The following is a 23,784-nucleotide window of genomic DNA, read 5'->3' as shown; positions in this document are numbered from 1 at the left end:
TGCGCCGGGCCGTCCGTCGGGTCAGGCGTCCTCGGGTCGCTGCTCGGGTTCGGTGGGGTCGGTCCCGCGGGGCGTCTTCTCCGGTGAGGTGACCGGTTGCGGGGGTGTCGACTGCGGGGGTGCCGACGGCGGCGGTGTCGACTGCGGCGGTGCCGTACGGACGGCCTCCGCGCGCAGGAGCGCTTGCAGGGCCGCGTGGGGGTCGATGGGCATGAAGGTGTCCTTGATCTGCGCGCTGGGACGGCTGACGGGGGACGGGGCGGGGGCGGCCGGTGAGGGCCTGCTCCCTGTCCCAGTCCTGGTCCCTGTCAGCAGCGCAGGACCACCGAACGGGGGGTCGGGACGCGGGGGTGCGGAAGGGCGGGGCGCGGGGCCGGGCCGGCGGCGGGGTGCCGGGGCGGCGCCGGATCGGGGGTGCGGGGGGTGGGGACGCGGGTGGCGTGGCCGGTCGGGAGGCGCAGCGCCGTGTCGGTGGCGTCCTCCTGGATCTCGCTGCCGCCGGATTCCGTGGAGACGGCGGCCGGCGGGGGCGGGCCCGCCGCGGCGGTGGGGGCGGCGGTCAGGGCGCCGAGCAGGAGCGCGAGGAGCGTGAGCAGCACCCGGGGCCACGTGAGGTGGCGGCGGTACGGGGGCGGGGCGCTCATGGAGGGCATGTCCCCCGTACGAACGGTTCGTCGACCACCGCACGCCGAGATCCGCCCTCATGGGCTAGGGGCCGACCCGCCCCCGTCCGGCCTTGGCCTCCGCCTTCAGCTGCTGTTTGTGCGCCCGGACCTTGAGGAGGGACTCCGGACCCGTGATGTCCGCGACGGACCGGTACGCCTCGGTGGCGCCGTAGTCCCCGGCGGCCTCGCGCCAGCCCTGGGGGCGGACGCCCAGCTGCTTGCCGAGGAGGGCGAGGAAGATCTGGGACTTCTGCTTGCCGAAGCCGGGCAGGTCGTTGAGGCGCCCGAGGAGTTCCTCGCCGGTGGCGGCGTCCTGCCACAGCGCCGTCGGGTCACCGTCGTAGTGGTCCATCAGGTACTGGCAGAGCTGCTGGATCCGCCGGGCCATCGAGCCCGGGTACCGGTGCACCGCCGGCTTCGTGGAGAGCAGCGCGGCGAAGTCCTCGGGGTCGTACGCCGCGATCTCCCGCGCGTCGAGATCGTCCGCGCCCAGCCGCGTGGCGATCGTGTACGGGCCCGCGAACGCCCACTCCATGGGGACCTGCTGGTCGAGGAGCATGCCGACCAGCGCGGCCAGCGGGCTGCGGCCGAGGAGCTCGTCGGCCGCCTCGTCCTGTGCGAGGTGAAGGGTCACGTCCATGCGCCGATGATCCCCCGTGGACGGCCCCGCCGCCCGTCGCACGGCCCGTCGCGCCGCCCGCCGGGCCGGAGGCGAACGGTGAACGGCCGCGGGGCGCGGAAATCCGGGTGCGTCCCGCCCGGCCTGCGCGTTAGCCTCGGACACATGTCTACGCCCCGCATCTCCTAGCCAGGACACACGCCTCCACGTCACCCGTGTGTCCATTCGCTATTGCGGAGCGTTACCTCATGATCACCGTACGAGGTGCCGACGTGCGCGTCGGTGCCCGCCTCCTGCTGTCCGACGTCTCCTTCCACATCGCCCCCGGCGACCGCGTCGGCCTGGTCGGGCGCAACGGCGCCGGCAAGACCAGCCTCCTGAAGATCCTCGCGGGGCAAGCCACCCCCGCCGCCGGCACCGTCACCCGCACCGGCTCCGTCGGCCACCTCGCCCAGGACCCGGGCGCCGCCGACCCCGCCGTCACCGTCACCGACCGCATCCTGTCCGCCCGCGGCCTGGACGAGGCGGTCGCGGCCCTGCGCACCGCCGAGGCCGCCATGGCGGCGGCGGTGAGCCCGGCCGCGCAGGAGCGGGCCATGGCCGCCTACGCCCGCGCGGACGACCGTTTCCAGGCCCGCGGCGGATACGCGGCCGAGGCCGAGGCCGCCCGCGTGGCCGGCGGACTCGGGCTGCCCGAACGCGCCCTCCACCAGCCCGTGGGCGACCTGTCGGGCGGCCAGCGGCGCCGCGTGGAGCTGGCCAGGATCCTGTTCTCGCGGCACGACACGCTGCTCCTGGACGAGCCGACCAACCACCTCGACGCCGACTCGGTGGCCTGGCTGCGCGGCTACCTGGCGGGGTACCCGGGCGGCCTGGTGCTCATCAGCCATGACACCGCGCTCCTCGCCGACGTGGTCAACCGCGTCCTCCACCTCGACCCGCGCCGCGCGGCCATCGACGTGCACAACACCGGCTGGCACGCCTACCTGGCCCAGCGCGCGGCGGACGAGCGCCGCCGTACCCGGGAGCGCGCCAACGCCGAGCGCAAGGCCGCCTCCCTGCGCGCCCAGGCCGACAGGATGCGCTCCCGCGTCGCCACCGCCACCGCCGCCAAGAACATGGACCGGCGGGCCGGCCGGCTGCTCGCGGACGCGGAGCCGGTCCGGCGCGCCGAGAAGGTCGCCCGCATCCGGCTGCCCGAGCCCGCCCCGTGCGGCCGGACGCCGCTCGGCGCGGTCGGCCTCACCAAGGCGTACGGCTCCCATCGCGTCCTCACGGGCGTCGACCTCGCCGTCGACCGGGGCAGCCGGCTGGTCGTCCTCGGGTTCAACGGAGCGGGGAAGACGACGCTGCTCCGGCTCCTGGCGGGACGTGAACTCCCGGACGACGGCAGGGTGGTTGAGGGGCCGGGGCTGCGGCTCGGGTACTTCGCGCAGGAGCACGACACCCTGACGGCGGACAGGACCGTACGGGAGAACCTCGCGGCCGCGGCCCCGCACCTGACCGACGGCGAGGTGCGCCGGGTGCTCGGCTCGTTCCTGTTCGGCGGGGACGACGCGGACAAGCCCGCTGCCGTGCTCTCGGGCGGCGAGAAGACGCGGCTCGCCCTCGCGGGGCTCGTGCACTCGGGCGCGAACGTCCTGCTCCTGGACGAGCCCACCAACAACCTGGATCCGGCGTCCAGGGACGAGGTGCTCGCGGCCGTGGGGACGTACCCGGGCGCGATCGTGATGGTCACGCACGACGAGGGCGCGATCGACGCGCTGCGCCCGGACCGGGTCCTGCTGCTCCCCGACGGGACGGAGGACCTGTGGAGCGCCGACTACCGGGGGCTGGTCACGCTCGCGTGAGTCCGGGGGAGGGAGGGGGCGGTCAACTCCCCTTTGGATGAGGCGCGTTCGGCCCGGTGGCCCCGCACCCTCCTCCGGCCACCTGATCACCGCCCGTTCACCGCACGATCACCACCCGATCCCCGCCCGGTCGCCGTCGGGGCCGCTCCCGGCGGCGGGGTGGTGACTTGGGCGGGAAGCGGGCGTGCCGCTCCCGCGGCTGTGATTCGATGCTGCGATGAGACGAGACCGTGCCGCCGACGCGGCTGACGGGCACCCCGTCCTCCGGTTGCGGGAACGTTCCGGTCAGCGTGACCTGGAAGCCTGTATCGGGGTGCTGGCCGGCGTCCACAAGGTCGACGGCTACCCCGTCAACTGGCCGGACCGGCCCGCCGAATGGCTGGAAGGCGAGGGCGGACTCGGTGCCTGGGTCGCCGAGCTCGACGGCCGGGTCGTCGGACACGTGGGCCTCGCCCGCCCCGGCCGGGGGGACGAGGCGCCGGCCCTGTGGGGCGAGCGGGCGGGACCGGAGGCGGTCGCGGCCGGCGTCGTCAGCCGCCTCTTCGTCGCGCCGGACGCCCGGGGCCACGGCATCGGCGCCCTGCTGATGGGGCGGGTCGTACGGGAGGCGCGGGCGCGCGGGCTGCACGCGGTCCTGGACGTCGTGTCCTCCGACACCGCGGCCGCCGCGCTCTACGCACGCCTGGGCTGGCAGCTGCTGGCCGTCGTGGAACAGCAATGGCGACCCGGCCAGCGGGTCGCCCTGCACTGCTACGCCGCCCCGCCGGTGGGCGCCCCCTCTCACTGAGGCGCCACGCGCGACGGGCCCGGCCCCCGGCCCTCAGCCCAGCAGCGAGCGGACCGCTGCGCGGTCGACGCTCGTCAGGGCGCGGACCAGCTTCGGGGTGAGGAGGACCAGCACGGCGCCGACACCGGCGACCGCCGCGATCTGGGCGGGCGAGGTGATGTAGTACGCGTGGTGCTGCCCGCCCGACGTGAAGTCGTAGACGCGGTAGCCGGGCCAGCCCACGTACCGGTGGAAGACCCAGGAGTACGTGGGGAAGAGCGCGACCACCCAGCCCGTGACGAAGAACGTCACCGTCAGGACGAAGCTGAGGACGCGCCAGGGGAACATGACCACCTGGAACAGCAGCGCCTTCCAGCCCGCGGCGTCCGCGAGCCGGGCCCTGGTCCTGGCCCAGAACCCCTTCCTCCGCATCCCGTCGGTCTCCGCGCCGAACGCCCCCGCGCCGAACGCTCCCGGGCCGTCGACGGTGAGCCCGAGACCCACCCGGGCCCGGAGCCGTTCCGCACTGCCCAGCCCGCGCGCCCCGGCGAGCGCCAGGGCGAGGACGGGCAGCCCGAACAGGGTGACGAGCAGCCCCGCGCCGAGGCAGAACGTGGTCACGGCGAAGACGAACCCGGCGATGGCGACGGGGAACGAGGTCAGCACGTACCCGATCTCGCGGAAGGTGACCGCGGCGAACGGCGCCCGCAAGAACCCGGGCCTGCGCGGACCGGCCGTCGGACCAGTCACCGGACCGGCTGTCGGACCGGTCGCCGGAGCCGTCTCCGGGGCGGCCGAAGAGGTCGAAGTGGCGTACGGCAGGGTGCTGGTGCTCATGGCGGGCCCTCGAATCGTCGTGGAGCGTGGGGAGCGGGGACGTGTCGTGCTGACGTGCTCCACGCTCCCGTATCCGCGGGCCCGGCGGCATCCGGTGCTCCGGTGTCTACGGGGTGGTGCTAGACCCCCTGTGCCCCTACGGCCCCCTAGGGCGGAGGGAGTCGCCGGTGCGCCAACTCCGCCCGGCGGCGGGCGCCTTGCTCGCGCAACCACCGGACGACGTCATCGGCGACGTCATCGGCGGCGGCGTCGATGGCGACGTCCAGCGGAGTCATGTCGTCGTACCCGACCCAGTCGAGCTCGGCGCCGCGCTCCAACAGATAACGGGCGGTGGCCAGTTGGCCGCCTTGGCAGGCGCCCCAGAAGGCACTGGAGATGTCGACGGGGTCCGGCGGGTGGGGTGGCGGTGTCCCGGCCGGACGGGGGCTCTCGACGAGAGCCGTGACCCGGTCGAGCAGCCCCAGTGTCGCCGCGTCCTGCAACGTGGTGCGGGCCCCGTGCTCCAGCAGCCGCCGCGCCGCGCGCCACTGTCCGAACCCGCGCGCGTCGGCGAGCGGGGTGCCGCCCGCGATGACGCCACCGGTCGCCTCGATGTCCGCGCCGGCCGCGATGAGGGCGTCGAGCGCGGGGACGTCGTCGTTGCTCGCGGCCCAGTGCAGGGGAGTCTCGGAGTGCGCCCCGACGAACGGCGTGCCGGGATCGGCGCCGGCCGCGACCAGGACGGCGATGACCTCCGGGCCCGCGGGGATGTGCCCGGGCCAGTCCGTGGCGATGTGCAGCAGGCTGCGCGTGCCGGCCGCCTCGCCGACCCGTCTGATCCCGGTGGCCGCGAGGGCGGGATGCGTGACGAGCAGCTGCCGCAGACCGGCCACGTCGCCGGAGCGGATCGCCCCGGTCACCGCGACGGCCAGAGGGTCCCTCGCGTCGAGAACTGCCATGCCCGACCTCCTCACGCTTGCCGCGATTGTGTCAGGGCCCACTGACAACGGCCGCCGGCTCCGCGCCGGCCTGCCCGCTCCTGCGGTGCAGGACCGCGCCGATGGCCACCGCGACGGCCACGGCGAGCAAGTGCTCGCGCCCCGCCAGGTCGAGGTCCCTGAGCGAACCGGTCACCGTAGGGACGACCGCGGCGAGGAAGAGGAGAGGCGCGCGGAGCGCCACGGAGGTGTAGGCGAAGAGGCCGACGATCGCGGCGGAGGTACCGGTGTCGACCGCGTGCGCGGCTTCGGCGGGCAGTCCGCCGAGCCGGTCGGGCCCGAGAGCGACCATGAGGCGCGCCCCGAGCGTCCCGGCGAGCGTGACGGTGTACGCCACCGCCAGCGTGCGTATGCGACCGAAGGCGAGCTCGGCCAGCGCGAACGCCAGGAACAGCCGGGGCAGCCCGCCCCAGACGGGCAGGTCCACGGCGGGCACGAACATCGACACGGGCGTCCGCAGCAGGCTCACCCAGAGCGGCTGATCGGCCCGCACCTCACTGACGAGGCGCACCACGTCACCACCGACCGCGGTCTGCTGGAACGTGTGCAGCCCGATTACGGCGAGAGCCCCGAGAACGGCGAGCGAGACCCCCCGGATCCCACGCTCCCGCACCCGTCCCACACACCTGACGACCACGGCCCGCCACTCGTGCACCAGGACCTGTCCACCCCGTCGGGCCAGGCGTGACACCACCGGGACCAACGACACCTGTGACACCAGCAGCCCATCCTCTTCGCGCTCCGTCGCCCGGACGGGCGATTGCGGAGGATACGTGACGTGCGGGGGCGGTGCGGGGGTGCGAGGGCGAGTCAGTCGTCCGTCCCCGGGTGGCCCTGCGGCGGGTCCTCCCGGCGCCTGCGTGGCCGGTGCGCCATCAAGTCCCGTGTGCCGCGGGCCTCGTCCCTGCCCACGATCGGGAGCGGGTGCGCTCCTCGGGGCGGCCCCGAGGGAAAGTGGAACAGCCGGGCGGAGGAGCCGGGCGACGCGGACTGCGGCTCCGCTTCCGCATGGCTCGCGGGCCCCGCCGCGGCGGACTCATGGTCGCTCGCGCGGGCGTGGTCGGCCGCACCCGCGGTCTCCGTCGCGCGGGCGTGTTCGGCCCAGCCCTCGCGGAACCAGCGCAGCTGACTCTGCTGCGTCTCCTCCTCGGTGAGTATCCGGACGCCGTCGACACCGGCTTGCCGGATCTTCGTTCCGAGTTCGATCAGTAACCCGCCGACGAGGAGGGCGAGCTCATCCGTCGCGTCTGTCTCCCCCTCGACGCCATGCCGTCCCGTACCGCGTCGCGCGCCTCCGGACGGCCCCTCCGCTTCGTCAGTCGGCATGTTCGCACTCCCTCTGTGCCCCCGGGGCTGCGTAAGGCCCCCTGCTATTCGACCTGCGGCAGGAACGCCTTCGTGACCCTCACGAAGACCGCCTGCAGCTCTGGAGGCACCCCCATTCTCCGGGCCGCTTCCTCGGGGCTCAGCAGTCGGGGGGCGTCACTCTCACCGCCGCGTGCGGCCACGATCGGCAGATCGTTCTCCGACAGCCGCCCGGACCGGATCAGCATGTCGCGCAGCGGGACGCCGAGCACGGCCGCCAGCCGCCGCATCGTCTCCAGGTCGGGCATGCTCTGCCGCTGGATCAGCCGGCTGACCGCGGCCCGGTGCACGCCCGCGTCGTCCGCGAGCTTGGACTTGCCGCCGCCGCGCGGGCTGTCGATGTCGTAGCCGCGCTCGCGCATCACGCCCTCGATCCATTCGGCGAACTCCTCCAACTCGTCCGCCCGATTCCGGCCACTCTCCCGACTCTGGTCATGGCCGAACCCGGGCCTGTACGCCTGATCGATGCGGGCGCTGGCCCGCTGGCTGGACACCATGTCGTCGCTCTCCCCTCGTCGCAGGGCGAGCGTACCGATCGCGCGCGCACTGAAATATGTGCGCGCTCGCACGTTGTCGTGAAGATCCGGCGCAGGCGCCCCCTGCAACGCAGATTTCCAGCCACCCCTTACTCCTCTCTGCTCACTCGCCCCTCCGATTTTAGTTGCGCGTGCGCACGCAGCGTGGAACTCTGATCACGCATCGACGTTCTCGAACGTATGTTCGCACACCTGCGGAGGGGTTGCGCATGCCAAATCCAACGCTTGTTGCCGCACCTACTCTGAACAGCGCTTTCCCTCCCACGCGAGGTCTCTCCGACGAAGCCCCCGACTGGCGCGGAGACGCCGCCTGCGCGGATCTCCCCCAGCAGTACGTGTTCACCCGGAGCCCCGCCGAGGCGGCGCCGGTATTGCGCGCCTGCAATCAGTGCCCGATCCGACGTGAATGCGAAGCCATCGTCGACCCCTCGCACACCTGGTTCGACGGGGTCAGCGGGGGACGCCTGTGGCGCAACGGCCGCGAGGTCAAGCCGCGCAAGAAGGCCGGGAGGCCGTGATGAACGACCAGGAATGCCCGACGAACGGCACGGCACGCGCGGCGCTCTGGATCGACTCGCTCCGGCGCCGGTACCCCCTGCTCCTGGCCGAGCTCGCGCCCAGCGCGGGCCGCACCCTGCGCGAGGTCCGGGGCGGCGGCCCCGGCCCGGCCACCGGAGCCCCCGTCCGCCTCTACGTATCCGACGCCCTCCGCGACATCGGCGACGGAGTGGTCGAACTGGAGGAGGCCGTACGCGACCGGCTCGGCCTGCGCCGCATTTCCGCGGCGCCGGTGCCGGTCCGCCTGCGCCGCCTCGCGGAACTGCTCGACGCGGTCGCGGGACTGCCCGACCTGGCCGCCCACGTCGAGGCCGAGACCCGCCGCATGTCCCGGCGCTGCGCCCGCGCCCTGGGCGACCCCGAACAGCTGGTGCGGCTCCCGGGCCGCTGCCCGGCCTGCGACTCCGTGTCGCTGCGGGCCTTTCCCGAGCGGGGCGTCGCGATGTGCGTGAACCCTCCCTGCCGGCACGTGCTCGACGAGCCGGACGGGGAGGGGGCGGCGTGACCGCACAGCTGACCGCACCGCTGATCACGGGGGAGCTCGCCGCCACCGAGGCCGACGTCTCGCCCGCCACCATCCGCAAGTGGGTGCAGCTTGGCCACCTCAAGGCGGCCGGGCGGCAGGGCCGGCGGTCCATGTACCGGCTGGAGGACGTGTTCGCCGCGGAGCGCGCTGTACGAAGGGCGCGGGCTCGGACGTAGACCGTAGACGTGGAAGAGAACGAAGAGGGCCCCGCACCAGGGTGGTGCGGGGCCCTTCCCGCGTATGCGTACGGACCCCGACCGGCCGTCCGCCGAACTCAGTTGCGGGAATCGGCACCCGGGATCACACTTGGAGCAGCGGCAGAGCTGCGCCCCCGGTGAGGGGCGGCGGACCTGCCGCTTTGTGTTGCCCCCGCTCGATCGGATCCCTTCTGATCCTTCTGATGACAGGGAGTGTCCATGTGTCCATCCTGACCTTTCCCGACGCGGAACGGCTCGTCGTCGACTTCCTCAAGAACCGGGCGGAACTGGCCGGTTCGGTCGTCGACAACAGACCGCCCGCCGGGTTCGACGGCACCCAGAAGGCCGTCCTCGTCTCCCGCGTCGGTGGCGCGTGGGTGGACGACCGGCATCTCGACCAGCCGCTGATCGACTTCGAGGTCTACGGCCCGGACAAGTCCACCGCGCACGGCATCTCCCTCGCCGCCCGTGCCTGTGTCCTCGAACTGGCCGGCACCTCGTACGGCGGGGCCGTCGTCACCGACGTCACCGAGACGGACGGGCCGCGCTGGCTGCCCGACTACAACCGTCCGGCCGGCAGTCGGTACCTCTCGACGGCGCGGATCTCGATCCGCCCCGAGTGAGCAGATCCCGGACATCCCCGCATTCCCCGCATTCCCCGTCTCCCGTTCCCGGGCCCTGCCGATCCGGCGGGGCCTTCGTCGTACCCGGGACCGACTCCCGGTCGCGGACCAACCGATTCTGAGGAGTACGCATGGCAGGCAACAACGGCAAGGAAATCCGCGTCGCCGGTAGCGGACGCGTCCTGATCGCGCCCATCGACACCGAGCCGCCGGCCACCATCGCCACCGAGTGGGACAAGGCGAAGTGGACCGACCTCGGTTACACCACGACCGACGGCATCAAGTTCAACAAGAAGGACAAGATCGACCCGGTCGACACCTGGCAGTCGGTGAGCCCGGCGCGGTTCATCTACTCCGACCGTGACCTCACGGTGAAGTTCCAGCTGCTGCAGCTGAACAAGGCGACCCTGGCCTTCTTCATGGGCGGCGGCGCGGTCAAGCCGGTGACCACCCCGGCGGCGGGGCTCGCGGACCCCGACCTCAAGGAGTTCACGTACGACCTCGCCAACTCCCCGCTGCCGGACGAGCGGGCGCTGGGGATCGAGTTCGTCGACGGCGCGTCGATCTACCGGTTCGTCGTGCCGCGCGGGCAGGTCACCGAGACCGAGGAGATCGGTCTGACCCGGACCGGTGCGGTGAAGCTGGGCGTGACGTTCACGGCGCTCGCCAAGAACGACAGCGCGCCGCTGGCCAGCTTCCGCATCAAGGAACTGACCTCGTCGTACTCGTGAGCGAGGGCGCGCACGGCGAAGGGTTCCGGGGTGCCGACTGAAGAGCTCCACCCCCAACACCCCCTGTCTGCCGCCTAATTGATTGCGCGAAATCGCCGCTTGCTTTTGCGCGCGACCGCATAGGATCCCGGCGACGCCCGGCCCGCGCCCCCAGCGCGGCCGGGCGTCGCCCTGCCGAAGGAGAGACCCTTGTCCGGCTTCAACGTCAACGCGGCCCGAGCCCAGCGCCTCGAAGCGCTCGGCCGCGCCTGGACCTTCGAGCTCGACGCGGACAGCTTCGAGCTGCCGACCGAGCTGACCCGCACCACCGCGCGCAAGCTGCGCGATCTCGACGACAACGACGTGGACGGACTTCTGGAACTCCTCCTCGGAGAGCAGCAGTTCGCCCGCTTCGAGCGGCACGACGTCACGATGCAGGACATCGCGGCGATCCTGGAGGCGTACGGCAAGGAGACCGGGCTCGGCCTGGGGGAAGGCTGAGCCTCGGCGTGTTCGTCGACGAACACGCCGAGGCTCTGGAGGCCGACCTGCTCCGCTTCTACGGCCTCGACCTCCTGGACTGGCACCGCGGCCGCCTCTCCTCCCGCCGCCTCGCCGTCCTGATCCGGCATCTGCCGCGGGAGGGGGCGGTGGCTCGGGAGAGCGAGGGGGAGGCGGCGGAGTGGTCGGTGGGGGATTACCTGCTGGCCCACGCCGTGGACCAACTGGCGCAGGCGAACTGGATGTTCGCCACGGTCAACCAGGACGAGGACGCGGATCCCCTGGAGCCGCCACAACCCCTCCCGCGCCCGGGTGCGGACCTTCTCCCGGACGATACCGGGGACGAACGGTCCCCGACCCCTGCCGCCCCCAAGCCGACGGCCGTGGAACTGGCGTCCTTCTTCTCCTGATCTTCCCTCCTCCTGTCCTTCCCACCGCGACACCGGGCGGGCGATGATCTGCCGGACAGGGTGGATCAGGGGAGGGGACCTCATGAACGATCCGAAACAGCGGTGGTCATCCTGGCGCAGCCGCGAAATCCTCATCCGGGAGGACGGAGACACCGCGCCCATAGCGTTGGAGATTCGAGGAGTCTTTGGAGCGCAACTCGACGCATACGTCGTCCAGCGCACGGAGAGCACGCACAAAGCGGGGTACGGCTCCACGTTGTGGAACCTGAGCCGCCAGCGGTTCGTGCTGCCTTCGGACTTCAATTCCCTCAGGCTCTTCCGGCATGGCGGCAAGGCCACTTTCACAGGGGTGGGCGGGTGGAAGGTCAGACGGCTGGCCGATGAGGAAGTCGAGCTCGTCGCCGGCGAGATGTCCGGTGAAGGGCCGTGGGTACTACGAGTGACCGATGGCACGAAAAAGCGCCTGCGCATCACGTGGAACAAGGGGCAGTACGCGGGGACCTTGACGCACTTCGGCCCCGCCTTCGGTGCCGGCAAGGAGTTGTCCGCGCCGAACCACACGCACGAGACCATCAGTGTCTCCGGCCCCGGATACCTCCTGTTGAACGCCCAGCACTGGAGTCTCACCACCGACTGAGCACACAAACCCCAATTGGCGGCCTCTCATGCCTGACCCATGGCATGCGGGGCCGTCATCTGTTTGAGGAGTTGATCATGGCAGATGACGACAGTTCCCTGGTAGACAGCACGGTCAAGCGGATCAAGGACATCACGGAACGCGAATACGTCAAGAAAGCCGAACTCACGGCATTCAAAAGCGAGTTCAACGGCGGCGCCTTCGCCTTCAACGCCGCTGGTGGTGGGGTCACTGGGATCAAGCTGGAGCACACCTTCTTTGACCCCATAGGCGACATGATGAAGAAGCGGGAGAAGGCCAAGGAGGCGGCCGAGGCGCGTGCGCGCAACGAGCACCCGGAGCAGCTGAAAAGCGCGGCTGCCAAGGCACAGACGACCGCCGACAAGGCGGTCACCAAGGCCAACGGTGCCAACCGGCGCATCAACGCCCTGTCCCGCGACGTCAATCAGAAGCTCCGGCGCAAGGCCGACAAGTCCGCCGTTTCCCTGGCCAACAACCGGCAGAACAGTCAGCTGTCCGCGCTGCGGAGCACCCAGGTCGCCGCACTGCGCCGCGAGGCCGACCAGGCCAACCTCAGCGTGCAGCAGCTGAACAACCAGATCGCTCGGCTCAATTCCCGCTTCTGACGCGGTGAGCGAGGAGTGGAAGACCTAGGGAGCAGAACCCCATGGCACTGAACCAATCCATCAGCACCGCCGCCACCCAACTCGGCCGCATGCGCAGCGCAGCGAGTCAGGCCGCCACCCAAGTCGGGAAGTTGGGCAAGTCCACCGGGTCCGCCGCGGGCTCCGTCAACCAGCTCGGCAAACCCACCGGTTCCGCCGCCACCGCCGTCGGCAAGCTCGGCAAGTCCACCACGTCCGCCGCCACCGCCGTCGGCAAGCTGCGGACGTCCGCCAACAGCGGCAGCAGCGCGGTGAAGAAGCTGCACTCCGGGCTCCGGACCGCCGACGGGTCCCTCGGGAAGGCGAAGCAGGGGTCCGACAAGTTCAAGAGTTCGCTCGACAAGCTGCGGAGTTCGGCCGACAAGGCCAAGACCGCCCTGCGTGACGTGAAGCGCCAGGCCGACGCCGTCGACAAGTCCGTCGGGAAGGCCGGCAAGAACGCCGACAAGGGCGGCAAGTCCATGGGCAATCTCGGCAAGGGGCTCAAGGGGGCGAGCACCGCGCAGAAGGGGCTCAACCTCGCCATGGCGTCCAGCCCCTTCGGGCTGATCATGACGCTCGCCGCCCCGCTGATCGCCCAGTTCGTGAACATGGACAAGGTCACCGCCGCCCTCAAGCGCGGGATGAACGCCGCCTGGAAGGGCATCAAGTCCGGTACGCGTGCGGCCGTCGACTTCATCAAGCCGCTGGTCAAGGGGCTCGGAAACGTCATCCTCACCCCGATCAAGGGACTCGCGTCCGCGCTGAACGGAGTGTTCGGCGTCCTCGCGGGGATCAAGATCTCCATCCCCAGCTGGGTGCCCAAGTGGGGCGGGAAGTCCTTCGGATTCCCGCGTCTGCACGTACCCGTACCCCACCTCGCCCAGGGCGGCATCGTGCAGGCCCGCAACGGCGGCACGCTCGCGCTCGTCGGCGAGGCGGGCGAGAGCGAAGCGGTCATCCCGCTCTCCCGGCTGGAACGGATGATCGGCAACGGCGGCGCCAACGCCGTCGCCCTGCGCCGCCTCGCCGAGGCCATGGAGCGCCTCGCCGACCGCCCCGTACACGTCGACGTCGACTCGCAGACCATCGCCCGCGCCGTCTTCGCGGGACAGCGCGCCCTCGCCCGCAGGTAGCCGCGGCCGCACCATCCGCGATTCACAACAGAACAGGAGGAGTCCATGGCCAGGAACCTGTGGATCGGAGCCCCGGGCCGGCTCCGCGAAATCCGTCAGGCGGCGAAGAGCTGGGACCGCACCGCCGAGCTCGACGTCACCGAGTTCAAGGCGCTCGAAGGCCGCGTCACCACCTTCGCGCCCACCCGCACCACCCGCCGCCTCAAGCTCTCTTTCGAGTGGCTGGAGCCCGCGGACGCCCAGCACCTCGTGCAGCTCGCCCGCCGCGTCGGCACCGGCCGCGGCCCTCTCGTCGTCCTCGACCCCGCCTCCGTCAACCTGCTCGACCCGTACCAGGCGGCCGGGCAGTCGGAGCTTCCCGGCGGCTGGGACCACTGGTTCACCATGGACGGCGACATCGCGCTCGCCCGCGCCGCCGACGGCATCACCACCGTCGACTGCCGGGACGGGGCCGCCGCCGTCGGCTGGATCCACGGGGTCTGGGCCGGCTGGCCGGTCGAGCCGGGCATGGGAGTCTCCTGGCTGCTGCCGGCCGGCTGGGACCCGGCCACCGCCACCGCCCAGCTGGACTGGAAGGCGGCGGACGGAAAGTACCTCGGCACCAGCCAGGCCACGGGCGCCTCCGTCACCGCCACCGCTCCGGCGGGCGCCGCCTTCGCCACGCCCGTCGGACGGCCCGGGGCCGTCGGCCTGTTCGGGCTCGCGGGCGGCTGCCTCACCCTCGACGAGGAGCCGGTCGCGCACGTCCTCGGTGACGGCTGCCCGGCCATGGTCGTCACCGCGTACACCGACGTCCCGTCGGCCAGGCTGCCGTACCGCAACGTCGGCATCGACCTCGTGGAGGTCCGTGATGCAGCGCTCTGACGAGGCACTCAACCAGGCCCTGACCGCCCCCGAGCGCGTGCCGTCCCACTCCACCCGCCTCGGCGGCAAGGAGGTCGGCCCGCAGGTCCAGTCGTGGAAGGTCGAGCGGGCGTACGCCACGGACCTGCCCGAGGCGATGCGCGCCGTCTCCGGCAGCGCGTCGGCCCAGCTGGAGCTGCTGCTCGGCGGCGCGGAGGGCGCCCCCGCCCCGCAGCTGTACTCGGCGTGGGCGGATCGCCTCACGGGCGACCTCGTACGCCCCGGGCAGTCCGTCGTCCACGCGGCGGGAGCGGCCGGCCGCACCGTGCCCGCCTTCCGCGGCACCGTCCGCTCCCGCACCGCCGCGTCCGGCAGCGACACCGTCACCGTGCAGGCCCTGGACGGCGCCGAGCGGCTGCGCGGCCCGGCCACGCTCCCCAGGCCGTACCACGGCTACTACTACGGCCGCCCGGTCGCCACCGCTACCTGGTGCGTCGACGAGCTGCTGCGCCAGGGCGGCATCCACAGCTGTCCGCCGCCGCGCGCCCCGGCCGTCGACCCGACCGACACGAAGCCGTTCACCGCGCTCTACGCCTCGCTGCACGGCGGCTTCAACGCGACACACGGGCAGCCGGAGCTCGTACCGAGCCCCTCGACGTACGACTGGATCCGTGAGGGCGCGCCCTTCGAAATGGCCCTCATGCCGAAGGAGGCCGGGCTGACCGCCTCCTGGATGCCGCGGTCGCGGTTCGTCGTGCCGGGCAAGGTCTTCCAGGTGGAGTGCTGGGTCAATACGGCGATGGCACGCGGCAACATGATCGAGATGTCGGCCGTGTTCGACCAGAACGGCACGCGGACCGGCTACGTCAAGGTCTCCTTCGACATCGCCACCGGCAAGGTGCACACCACGTCCGGAACCGTGGGTGTCGGCGAGCAGACCCTGAACCCCTGGCCCTTCGACACGCTGGCCTCCTTGCGAGGGGTCTGGCACCTCGGCTTCATGGTGGAGACGTCCTCGACCGGCTCGGTCGTCGCTCCGAGCGTGCAGCCCCGCCTCACTCAGCCCGATGGCAGGAACCTGTGGGGTGCGAAGGTCACCTTCGACAAGGAGATCGCCTGGCAGCCGGTCTCGGAGCTGCAGCAGATCGACCTGAAGACCGACATGGCCGTCGAGTGCCTCCAGGTGACCGACCGGGTGTGGACGGACTCCGCCTCCTACCCGTGGGCGGAGTGGGAGCAGCGGGGGCAGTGGACCAAGGGCGCCGTCCTCGACACTCCCGAACTGCCGCTCTTCGACGTCCCGCGGGTGTCCGGCTCCCAGTGGGACGTGATCACCGAGATCGCGCGGGCCAGCATGTCCACCGCCGAATTCGACGAGCAGGGCGTCTTCCGCTGGCGCGGCCCCTCGCGGTTCACCAAGGTGCCGAGCGCCCCCGACCTCACCGTCACCACGCGCCGGGACATCTCCTCGCTCACCGTCACCGAGGAGATCGACGCGTGCCGCAACTACTGCGAGCAGCCGTACCAGGACTGGAACGGCGTCTACGCGGTGGTCGGTGAACCGATCGAGGACACGGTGATACGGGAGATCAAGCCGAACTCGGCGATCGTCGTGCAGTACGCCATGGCCGAGGACGACACCGAGGTCGGTCCGCCCGTCGTCCTGGACGACACCGTCGTCGGCAAGGGGCACCAGGTGCGCTTCGGCAGCGCCAAGACCGGTGGTGTGTCGGTCAAGGGCGATGTCACGGTGGGATGTTGGCGGGACGGGCCGACGTACTACGTGCGGTTCGCCAACCACAGCGCGTCCAGCGTGTGGACGGTGACGAAGGACGGCAAGCCCTCCGTGCGGCTGCAACCGCTCAAACGCTCGGCCGACCCGAAGCAGCGCATGTACGCGTTGACGAACTCGACCAGTCAGAAGTACTACGGCAAGCAGCAGTACACGGCGTCCTCCGACGAGTGGGTGCAGACGGCCGAGACCGCGGTGGCCCTGACGAAGGCCATGAGCAACGCCGGCCGCTATCCCGTGCCGCTCCTCGGCGACGTCGAGGTCCTGCACGATCCCCGCATCCAGCTCGGCGACGTGGTCCGGGTGGTGGACACCGCGGGCGCCGAACTCGACACGCTCGCCTGGGTGGTGGGCATCCGCACCACGCACGCGGCGGGCAGCACGCCGCAGCAGACCCTCACCCTGCGCGGTACCTCCTTCAACGGCGTGCCCGCCGACGCCGGGCTCGCCCCCGACGCGCCGGTCGACCCCGCCTTCGGCCGGCAGCGGCAGTACCAGCGGCTCACCGCGCAGTACGCGACGCTCGACGCCCTCACGAAGCAGGCGGTCACCTACCGAACGCTCCTCGAGACACCGGGAGCCACGGCATGAACCGGGAGTCCGGCATGAACGAGGAGGAGCCGGCTGCGGACGGCCACGACCCGGCTGCCGACGGCCACCAGCCGCCCGTGGACGGTTATGAGCCGCCGTCGGGGCCCACCCAGATCGACGACCCCCTCGTGGCGGCGGGCGACGAAGGGCCCGATCCGAGCCAGATGCTCCCGCTGCCGGTGGACCGCTGACCCACGGCTCCGGCCGCCCCCAACCACGCTCATACCAGGAGGACTTGTCCCATGGTCGCTCTCACCCCGCTCGGCAGCCTGCCCTACCCGCAGCCCGCCGACAACGCCGACATCCCCGTCCACCTGCAGTCCCTCGCCGAGGCCGTCGACGGCCGCACCGTGCTGCGGTTCGCCGACGCCGCGGCCCGCGACGCGAAGGTGACCGACCCGATTCCGGGCATGATCGCCTGGCTCAACAACCCGGGCCGGCACTACTACTTCACCACCGGCAAACTGTGGGCCCCGCTCTCCCTCGGCCCGGCGCACTGGTCGAGCACGCTGAGCGGTACGACGACATCGACGGCCTACGTCGAGACGCTCACCGGCGCCACCGAGCCCTTCGCCATGACGTTCCTCGCCCCGCCGTACGGTGCCGCGGTCCTCACGGTCGGTGCCCGCTTCAACAACAGCGCGGCCGGCCTCGCGTACTTCTCGGCCTCCGTGAAGCAGGGCACCAGGGTCGTGAGCGCCGCGGCCGACACCCGCGCGGCCGTCGTCGGCGGCACGAACCAGGTCACGGCGAGCATGCAGATCCCCCTCACCGGTCTCACCCCGGGCGCCGCCTACACCGTGACCGGCGCCTACCGCACCACCACGGGCACCCTCACCCTCAGCAACCGCTACCTGACCATCACATCCCTGATCTGACCCGGTCCGACGCACACCGAGGAGGCCCGATGGCCACACCTCTGACCCCCGACGCCCTCGTCCGCGCTCTGCGCGGCGAGGGCGTCCGCATGAGAGAACACGGCAACTGGAGGACGCACAACCGCAATCACAAGGGCGCCTGGGGCCCGGTGCACGGCGTCATGCTGCACCACACCGCCGGCCGCGACAGCCTCGCGCTCTGCCGCCGCGGCACCCCCGACCTGCCCGGCCCGCTGTGCATCGGCCTGATCACCAAGGACGGCACGCTCCACCTCGTCGGGTACGGCCGCACCAACCACGCGGGCAGCGGCTCGATCGCGGTGCTCGACGCGGTCCGCACGTCGAGGCTGCCGCCGTCCCGGCCCGGCCCCGACGCCGTGGACGGCAACGCCCGCTTCTACGGCTTCGAGATCGAGAACCTCGGCAACGGCAGCGACCCCTACCCGGCCGCCCAGCTCGACACGGTGGAGCGCCTCTCGGCGGCCCTGTGCCGGGCCCACGGCTGGTCGGGCGGGAGCGTCATCGGCCATCGGGAGTGGACCCGCCGCAAGATCGACCCGACGTTCTCGATGCCGGTGATGCGCGGCCGCGTGGCGAAGCGGCTCGGCACCGAGGAGCCGGGCGGCGGGGGCACCGACCACGCGCCGTTCCCCGGTGCGGCGTTCTTCGCGATCGGGCGCCGCGACGCGCTCTGCACGGCCGTGGGCCGCCGCCTGGTCAAGGAGGGCTGCGGCCGTTACGAGGTCGGCCCCGGCCCGGTCTGGACCGAGGCCGACCGCGCCTCGTACGCCGCCTGGCAGCACAAGCTCGGCTACCGGGGCGCGGACGCGGACGGGATTCCGGGCCGGACCAGCTGGGACCGCCTGCGCGTCCCACGCCCCTGACCCCGCCCCGTCCCCTTCCCCCTGCCCGGGCGGCCGTCCCGACCATCGAGTCCTGGGGAGGACGATCATGAACGATGCCACGCGCAGAGGCCTGCGCACCGCCGTACAAACGCTGTTCACCCTCATCGCCGCCCTGCCGCTCCTCGCCGCCGACCCGGGCGTCTCCGACGTCCCGGCACTCGCGGGCCTCGTGGCCTTCGTCACGGCCCTGAGCCGGCTGATGGCCGTACCGGCCGTCGAGGCGCTGCTGCCCTCGTGGCTGCGGAGGAAGGGCCGGACCGAGGGGGTGGACGATGGCGGGAGCTGAGACCGGGAGCGTCCCCCTGGAGTTGGAGCGACTGCGCCGCTCCGTAGACGTCGGTTTCGCCACCACCCGGGGCGACCTCGCCCTTCTGCTGCAGCGCGCCGACCAGACCGACAAGACCCTCTCGGAACACGAGGACCGCCTGGACACCCTGGAACGCAGCCGCTGGCCCCTGCCCTCCCTGGCAGCCGTCACCTCCTGCACGGCCCTGGCGGTCACGCTCTGGCAGGCGGGCGGAAAGTAAGCAGGAAAGCAAGCAAGAGGGAGCGGGCTCGCGGGCCCGGCCCCCGAAAACGACGAAGGTCCCGGCCGGCGAACCGGTCGGGACCTTCGTCTGCCCTCTCGGGCGGGTGCGGAGGATACGAGATTCGAACTCGTGAGGGGTTGCCCCCAACACGCTTTCCAAGCGTGCGCCCTAGGCCACTAGGCGAATCCTCCGCCGCAAACAATACAAGACGTTGAGGGGTGCTCGCGAACACGATCCGGAGGTCGCCGTCGTGATCGTCGGGGCTCGTCCTCGGGGAGGAGAGCGGGTGGGACCGGGCGTCGCTTCCGGGGCCGGGGATCCGCTACTGTGGGGGTCAGCCCCTCACGTGGCGCTATCTGACTGAACTCCCCCAGGGCCGGAAGGCAGCAAGGGTAGGTCGGCTCTGGCGGGTGCGTGAGGGGCGCTTTGCGTTGGGGCGGTCCGGGTTGTCGGTGGTCGCCTATAACCTCGTATGCGTGTCGTCTCTCGCGTTGTACCGCCGTTATCGCCCGGAGTCGTTCGCCGAGGTCATCGGGCAGGAGCATGTGACAGACCCGCTGCAGCAGGCGCTGCGGAACAACCGGGTCAATCACGCCTACCTGTTCAGTGGCCCGCGCGGCTGCGGCAAGACGACGAGCGCGCGCATCCTGGCCCGCTGCCTGAACTGTGAGCAAGGTCCCACTCCCACGCCCTGCGGTGAGTGCCAGTCCTGCCGCGACCTGGCGCGGAACGGCCCGGGTTCGATCGACGTCATCGAGATCGACGCCGCGTCGCACGGTGGCGTGGACGACGCGCGCGACCTGCGCGAGAAGGCCTTCTTCGGCCCCGCGTCCAGCCGGTACAAGATCTACATCATCGACGAGGCCCACATGGTCACCTCGGCGGGCTTCAACGCCCTCCTGAAGGTGGTCGAGGAGCCCCCGGAGCACCTCAAGTTCATCTTCGCGACGACCGAGCCCGAGAAGGTCATCGGCACGATCCGTTCGCGTACGCACCACTACCCCTTCCGGCTGGTGCCGCCCGGCACCCTGCGGGACTACCTCGCCCAGGTCTGCGCCCAGGAGGAGATGACCGTCGAGGACGGCGTCTTCCCGCTCGTCGTGCGGGCCGGCGCCGGGTCCGTGCGTGACTCCATGTCCGTCATGGACCAGCTCCTCGCCGGCGCGGCCGACGACGGTGTGACGTATGCCATGGCGACCTCCCTCCTCGGATACACGGACGGCTCGCTCCTCGACTCCGTCATCGAGGCCTTCGCCTCCGGGGACGGCGCCGCCGCCTTCGAGGTCGTCGACCGCGTCATCGAGGGCGGCAACGACCCGCGCCGCTTCGTCGCCGACCTCCTGGAGCGGCTGCGGGACCTCGTGATCCTCGCCGCCGTGCCGGACGCCGCCGAGAAGGGCCTCATCGACGCCCCCGCCGACGTCGTCGAGCGCATGCAGGCACAGGCCTCCGTCTTCGGCGGCGCCGAGCTGAGCCGCGCCGCCGACATCGTCAACGAAGGCCTCACGGAGATGCGCGGCGCCACCTCGCCGCGGCTCCAGCTGGAGCTGATCTGCGCGCGCGTGCTGCTCCCCGCCGCCTACGACGACGCGCGCTCCGTCATGGCCCGCCTCGACCGCCTGGAGCGCGGCGGGAACTTCGTCCCGGGAGGCCAGGGCGCCGGCCCCGCCATGGGGTACGTCCCCGGGCCCGAGGCCCACGCGGGCGTCCAGCAGCCCGGTGTCGGCATGCCCCCGGGAGGCCCGGCACCGGCCCAGCCGCCCGTCCCGCCCGTCCCGTCCGGGCCGCCCGTTCCGCCCGGCGGCGGACCGGCCGCCGCGCGCGCAGCGGTACGGGGGGCCGCCCCCGGAGCGCCGCAGGGTGCCGGTGATGCCGGGGGTGGTGCCGGTAGCGCTGGTGGTGCCGGGGGTGTCGGTGGTGCTGACGGTGGTGGGCAGGCGGCTGCCGCGGCGCCCGAGGCCGCCGCGGCAGCTCAGGCTCCTGAGGCGCCTCAGGCTCCGCCCGCCGCTGCCCCGTCCGCTCCTCCCACCCCGTCCGCCCCTCCCGCTTCAGCCGCTGACTCCAGCGAGCGGCGGCCCGGTGGGTGGCCCACGGCCTCCGCGCCAGGCGGCGGCCCCGCGTCCGCGCCCGCCGCCGCCTCCACGTCGTCCGCCGCCCCGGAGGCGGCCCCCCGGCCGGGCGGCTGGCCCACGGCCGCCCCGCAGCCCACCCCCACCCCCGCCCCGGCTCAGGCCCCGGCCGCCCCGCAGGCGCCCGCCCCGATGGCCGCCCAGGCCCCCGTCGGCGGACCCGACCCGCGCAGCCTGTGGCCGAACATCCTGGAGGCGGTCAAGAACCGTCGCCGCTTCACCTGGATCCTGCTCAGCCAGAACGCCCAGGTGGCCGGGTTCGACGGGACGACCCTGCAGCTCGGCTTCGTCAACGCGGGCGCGCGGGACAACTTCGCGAGCAGCGGCAGCGAGGACGTGCTGCGGGCCGCGCTGTCCGAGCAGTTCGGTGTGCAGTGGAAGGTCGAGGCGATCGTCGACCCGTCCGGCGGTTCCGCGCCCCCGCCGGCCGCGGGGAACTTCGGCGGTGGTTCCGGCGGCGGATTCGGTGGTGGTTACGGGGGTGGCGCTCCGGCAGCCCCGGCCGCGCCGCGCCCCGCCGCGCCCCCGCAGCAGTCGTCGCCGGCCCCGGCGGCACCCGCCCCGCAGTCTCCGCCGCCCGCCCCGGACCCGGGCCCCGCCCCGGCCCCCCGGGCTGCCGCCCCCGCCCCGGAGCACGTGTCCCCCGAGGACGACACCCCCGAGGACGACGACCCCGACCTGGTGGAGTCGGCCCTCTCCGGCCACGACCTCATCGTCCGCGAGCTGGGCGCGACGGTGGTCGACGAGTATCCGAACGAGTAGGGCCCCGAACGAGTAGGGCCCCGGCGGAGTGAGCCACAGGTAGCGCTTCAGGACCCGCCCCTACCTGGCCGGGCGTCGCGGGGCGAACGGGTGGGTGGGTGGGAGTGATCCGCCGCGGAGCGGCGGTGTAGGGGGCCTCAGTAGCGAATCCGCTGCGGCCAAAAGGCGGTCCGGCCCCGCAAGGGCCCCCGCGAGCTGGAGGAACGTACAACCGTCTCAGGCGCCCGCCCTGGCGGCCCGTACAAAGACGCTCCGCCCGGGCGGGCTAGGCTGACCACCGTGAAGGTCCTCGTCATCGGCAGTGGTGCCCGCGAACACGCCCTGTGCCGCTCTCTGTCCCTCGACCCCGACGTCTCCGAGCTGCACTGCGCCCCCGGCAACGCCGGCATCGCAGAAGTGGCCGAGCTGCACCCGGTCGACGCCCTCGACGGCGCCGCCGTGACCGCCCTCGCCCGGGAGCTGGGCGCCGGCCTCGTCGTCGTGGGCCCGGAGGCCCCCCTCGTCGCGGGCGTCGCCGACGCCGTGCGGGAGGCCGGGATCCCCGCGTTCGGGCCCTCCAAGGAGGCCGCGCGTCTCGAAGGTTCCAAGGCCTTCGCCAAGGACGTGATGGCCGGTGCGAGCGTGCCGACCGCGCGGTCGTACGTCTGCACGACCCCCGCCGAGATCGACGAGGCCCTCGACGCCTTCGGCGCGCCGTACGTCGTCAAGGACGACGGTCTCGCCGCCGGCAAGGGCGTCGTCGTCACCGACGACGTCGAGGCGGCCCGCGCGCACGCCCTCGCCTGCGACCGCGTCGTCATCGAGGAGTTCCTGGACGGCCCCGAGGTCTCCCTCTTCGCGGTCACCGACGGCGAGAGCGTCGTCCCGCTCCAGCCCGCCCAGGACTTCAAGCGCGCGCTCGACGGCGACGAGGGCCCGAACACCGGCGGCATGGGCGCCTACTCGCCGCTCCCGTGGGCCGACCCGAAGCTGGTCGACGAGGTCATGCAGAGCGTGCTCCAGCCCACCGTGGACGAGCTGCGGCGCCGGGGCACGCCCTTCGCGGGGCTGCTGTACGCGGGCCTCGCGATCACGAGCCGCGGCGTACGGGTCATCGAGTTCAACGCCCGCTTCGGCGATCCGGAGACCCAGGTCGTCCTCGCCCGCCTGCGGACCCCGCTCGCCGGGCTCCTGATGGCCGCGGCCACCGGCAACCTCGCCGACCTGCCCCCGCTGCGCTGGAGCGACGACGCCGCGGTGACCGTGGTCGTCGCCTCGCACAACTACCCCGGCACGCCGCGCACCGGCGACCCCATCGAGGGGCTCGACGACGTCGCGGCGCAGGATGCCCCGGATGCGTACGTCCTGCACGCCGGGACGAAGCGGGACGGTGACTCCGTCGTCAGCGCGGGCGGCCGGGTGCTGTCCGTGACGGCGACCGGCGCCGGGCTCACCGAGGCCCGCGAACGCGCGTACGCCGCGCTGTCCCGCATCCGCCTCGACGGCTCGCAGCACCGCACGGACATCGCGGCGAAGGCGGCCGCGGAGGCCTGACCGGGCCGGCGGAGAGCCCACCGGGCTGGTGGGAAGCCCACCGGGCTGGTGGGTGAGCCCCTCCGCACGGCCCGTCCGTGTGACTTTCGGCCAACTTCAGGCCCCGGATCTGACACTGGATCCGGGGCCTTTTCGGCATCCACCTTTAGCCAAAGCCATTCCATCGAGTGACCGGTGGCCCATCCGGCTGACGGGGCCGGACGCCCCAACTAGGGTGCGGCGCAAGCGTTCAAGGCCCCCAGAGCCAAACAGACCACCGGCATT

The 23,784-nt window shown here is 72.5% G+C and carries 29 protein-coding genes, 1 tRNA gene and 1 other RNA gene; 22 read left to right on the top strand and 9 right to left on the bottom strand.

The genetic code is table 11. The features are described from left to right. Nucleotides 1-21: 21 nt before the first annotated feature. From ACZ6B8_RS12795 to ACZ6B8_RS12785, 3 genes are all read right to left on the bottom strand, one after another. Nucleotides 22-213: a hypothetical protein gene (locus tag ACZ6B8_RS12795; protein WP_471090020.1), complete on the bottom strand. Its 192-nt coding sequence runs from the start codon at nt 211-213 to the stop codon at nt 22-24. 95 nt (nt 214-308) lie between these two features. Then, nucleotides 309-644, bottom strand: coding sequence for a hypothetical protein (locus tag ACZ6B8_RS12790; RefSeq protein ID WP_471607256.1), 336 nt, complete (start codon nt 642-644; stop codon nt 309-311). 64 nt (nt 645-708) lie between these two features. Then, entirely contained in the window at nt 709-1,305 is a 597-nt protein-coding gene (locus tag ACZ6B8_RS12785) for an HhH-GPD-type base excision DNA repair protein (protein ID WP_471607255.1), read from the bottom strand. A gap of 227 nt (nt 1,306-1,532) precedes the next feature. Between ACZ6B8_RS12785 and ACZ6B8_RS12780 the strand changes: the two genes are divergently transcribed. Together ACZ6B8_RS12780 and ACZ6B8_RS12775 are read left to right on the top strand one after the other, a co-directional pair. Then, nucleotides 1,533-3,134 carry an ABC-F family ATP-binding cassette domain-containing protein gene (locus ACZ6B8_RS12780; protein WP_471090015.1) on the top strand — a complete coding sequence of 534 codons (1,602 nt, stop codon included), beginning with the start codon at nt 1,533-1,535 and terminating at the stop codon, nt 3,132-3,134. 217 nt (nt 3,135-3,351) lie between these two features. Then, a complete protein-coding gene (locus ACZ6B8_RS12775) occupies nt 3,352-3,921 on the top strand; it encodes a GNAT family N-acetyltransferase (protein ID WP_471090013.1) in 570 nt (189 codons plus the stop codon). A 33-nt stretch (nt 3,922-3,954) separates the two neighbouring features. Here ACZ6B8_RS12775 and ACZ6B8_RS12770 read toward each other — a convergent pair whose 3' ends face one another. From ACZ6B8_RS12770 to ACZ6B8_RS12750, 5 genes are all read right to left on the bottom strand, one after another. After that, a complete protein-coding gene (locus tag ACZ6B8_RS12770) occupies nt 3,955-4,737 on the bottom strand; it encodes a sensor domain-containing protein (RefSeq protein WP_471607254.1) in 783 nt (260 codons plus the stop codon). Between the two features lie 146 nt (nt 4,738-4,883). Beyond that, nucleotides 4,884-5,675, bottom strand: a complete 792-nt coding sequence (locus ACZ6B8_RS12765; RefSeq protein ID WP_471607253.1) for an ankyrin repeat domain-containing protein — start codon at nt 5,673-5,675, stop codon at nt 4,884-4,886. 31 nt (nt 5,676-5,706) lie between these two features. Then, nucleotides 5,707-6,327, bottom strand: coding sequence for a hypothetical protein (locus ACZ6B8_RS12760; protein WP_471607252.1), 621 nt, complete (start codon nt 6,325-6,327; stop codon nt 5,707-5,709). 197 nt (nt 6,328-6,524) lie between these two features. After that, entirely contained in the window at nt 6,525-7,040 is a 516-nt protein-coding gene (locus ACZ6B8_RS12755) for a hypothetical protein (protein ID WP_471090005.1), read from the bottom strand. Between the two features lie 44 nt (nt 7,041-7,084). Next, entirely contained in the window at nt 7,085-7,441 is a 357-nt protein-coding gene (locus ACZ6B8_RS12750) for a transcriptional regulator (protein WP_362375528.1), read from the bottom strand. Nucleotides 7,442-7,824: 383 nt separating this feature from the next. Here ACZ6B8_RS12750 and ACZ6B8_RS12745 point away from each other — a divergent pair, with 383 nt between their 5' ends. The 17 genes from ACZ6B8_RS12745 to ACZ6B8_RS12665 all read left to right on the top strand — a co-directional run bounded on the left by ACZ6B8_RS12745 (nt 7,825) and on the right by ACZ6B8_RS12665 (nt 19,093). After that, nucleotides 7,825-8,133, top strand: coding sequence for a WhiB family transcriptional regulator (locus ACZ6B8_RS12745; RefSeq protein ID WP_471090003.1), 309 nt, complete (start codon nt 7,825-7,827; stop codon nt 8,131-8,133). Next, on the top strand, nt 8,133-8,678 hold the full coding sequence (locus tag ACZ6B8_RS12740) for a hypothetical protein (protein ID WP_471090001.1): 546 nt from the start codon (nt 8,133-8,135) through the stop codon (nt 8,676-8,678). The genes ACZ6B8_RS12745 and ACZ6B8_RS12740 overlap by 1 nt, the downstream gene beginning before the upstream one ends. Next, nucleotides 8,675-8,875, top strand: a complete 201-nt coding sequence (locus ACZ6B8_RS12735; protein ID WP_471607251.1) for a helix-turn-helix domain-containing protein — start codon at nt 8,675-8,677, stop codon at nt 8,873-8,875. The genes ACZ6B8_RS12740 and ACZ6B8_RS12735 overlap by 4 nt, the downstream gene beginning before the upstream one ends. A gap of 242 nt (nt 8,876-9,117) precedes the next feature. Continuing rightward, nucleotides 9,118-9,519 (top strand): hypothetical protein, encoded by a 402-nt coding sequence (locus ACZ6B8_RS12730; protein WP_471607250.1) that lies wholly within the window; start codon nt 9,118-9,120, stop codon nt 9,517-9,519. A gap of 131 nt (nt 9,520-9,650) precedes the next feature. Beyond that, nucleotides 9,651-10,250: a phage tail tube protein gene (locus tag ACZ6B8_RS12725; RefSeq protein WP_471089995.1), complete on the top strand. Its 600-nt coding sequence runs from the start codon at nt 9,651-9,653 to the stop codon at nt 10,248-10,250. A gap of 189 nt (nt 10,251-10,439) precedes the next feature. After that, nucleotides 10,440-10,730, top strand: a complete 291-nt coding sequence (locus ACZ6B8_RS12720) for a hypothetical protein (protein WP_471089993.1) — start codon at nt 10,440-10,442, stop codon at nt 10,728-10,730. 8 nt (nt 10,731-10,738) lie between these two features. Beyond that, on the top strand, nt 10,739-11,140 hold the full coding sequence (locus ACZ6B8_RS12715; protein WP_471089992.1) for a hypothetical protein: 402 nt from the start codon (nt 10,739-10,741) through the stop codon (nt 11,138-11,140). Between the two features lie 82 nt (nt 11,141-11,222). Continuing rightward, complete coding sequence (locus ACZ6B8_RS12710; protein WP_471607249.1) at nt 11,223-11,777, top strand: hypothetical protein; 555 nt, start codon at nt 11,223-11,225, stop codon at nt 11,775-11,777. Nucleotides 11,778-11,854: 77 nt separating this feature from the next. Beyond that, nucleotides 11,855-12,403: a hypothetical protein gene (locus ACZ6B8_RS12705; protein WP_471089986.1), complete on the top strand. Its 549-nt coding sequence runs from the start codon at nt 11,855-11,857 to the stop codon at nt 12,401-12,403. A 41-nt stretch (nt 12,404-12,444) separates the two neighbouring features. After that, a complete protein-coding gene (locus tag ACZ6B8_RS12700) occupies nt 12,445-13,557 on the top strand; it encodes a hypothetical protein (RefSeq protein WP_471607248.1) in 1,113 nt (370 codons plus the stop codon). Between the two features lie 45 nt (nt 13,558-13,602). Further along, nucleotides 13,603-14,421, top strand: coding sequence for a hypothetical protein (locus ACZ6B8_RS12695; protein WP_471089980.1), 819 nt, complete (start codon nt 13,603-13,605; stop codon nt 14,419-14,421). Continuing rightward, the gene (locus ACZ6B8_RS12690; protein WP_471607247.1) at nt 14,408-16,783 is read left to right on the top strand and encodes a hypothetical protein; all 2,376 of its coding nucleotides are present in this window, start codon (nt 14,408-14,410) and stop codon (nt 16,781-16,783) included. Before ACZ6B8_RS12695 ends, ACZ6B8_RS12690 begins: the two co-directional genes overlap by 14 nt. Then, complete coding sequence (locus ACZ6B8_RS12685) at nt 16,780-16,974, top strand: hypothetical protein (protein ID WP_471089974.1); 195 nt, start codon at nt 16,780-16,782, stop codon at nt 16,972-16,974. Before ACZ6B8_RS12690 ends, ACZ6B8_RS12685 begins: the two co-directional genes overlap by 4 nt. A gap of 51 nt (nt 16,975-17,025) precedes the next feature. Further along, on the top strand, nt 17,026-17,661 hold the full coding sequence (locus ACZ6B8_RS12680; RefSeq protein ID WP_471089971.1) for a hypothetical protein: 636 nt from the start codon (nt 17,026-17,028) through the stop codon (nt 17,659-17,661). 29 nt (nt 17,662-17,690) lie between these two features. Further along, complete coding sequence (locus ACZ6B8_RS12675; RefSeq protein WP_471607246.1) at nt 17,691-18,545, top strand: peptidoglycan-binding protein; 855 nt, start codon at nt 17,691-17,693, stop codon at nt 18,543-18,545. Nucleotides 18,546-18,612: 67 nt separating this feature from the next. Next, nucleotides 18,613-18,852 (top strand): hypothetical protein, encoded by a 240-nt coding sequence (locus ACZ6B8_RS12670; RefSeq protein ID WP_471607245.1) that lies wholly within the window; start codon nt 18,613-18,615, stop codon nt 18,850-18,852. Then, a complete protein-coding gene (locus ACZ6B8_RS12665; protein WP_471089965.1) occupies nt 18,839-19,093 on the top strand; it encodes a hypothetical protein in 255 nt (84 codons plus the stop codon). Before ACZ6B8_RS12670 ends, ACZ6B8_RS12665 begins: the two co-directional genes overlap by 14 nt. 109 nt (nt 19,094-19,202) lie before the next feature. Here ACZ6B8_RS12665 and ACZ6B8_RS12660 read toward each other — a convergent pair. Next, a tRNA-Ser gene (locus ACZ6B8_RS12660) sits at nt 19,203-19,287 on the bottom strand. A 142-nt stretch (nt 19,288-19,429) separates the two neighbouring features. On the opposite strand from ACZ6B8_RS12660, the gene ffs reads away from it, so the two are divergent. The 3 genes from ffs (at nt 19,430) to purD (ending at nt 23,520) form a co-directional block, all read left to right on the top strand. Then, nucleotides 19,430-19,528: signal recognition particle sRNA small type (ffs, locus tag ACZ6B8_RS12655), an RNA gene on the top strand. A 44-nt stretch (nt 19,529-19,572) separates the two neighbouring features. After that, entirely contained in the window at nt 19,573-21,987 is a 2,415-nt protein-coding gene (locus tag ACZ6B8_RS12650) for a DNA polymerase III subunit gamma and tau (RefSeq protein WP_471607244.1), read from the top strand. Between the two features lie 279 nt (nt 21,988-22,266). Next, on the top strand, nt 22,267-23,520 hold the full coding sequence (gene purD / locus ACZ6B8_RS12645; RefSeq protein WP_471089959.1) for a phosphoribosylamine--glycine ligase: 1,254 nt from the start codon (nt 22,267-22,269) through the stop codon (nt 23,518-23,520). Nucleotides 23,521-23,784 lie beyond the last annotated feature (264 nt).

This window comes from Streptomyces sp. NPDC041122, from assembly GCF_055592445.1.
The sequence above is the reverse complement of the archived record's forward strand: the minus strand, read 5'-3'. Positions and strand labels throughout refer to the sequence as shown.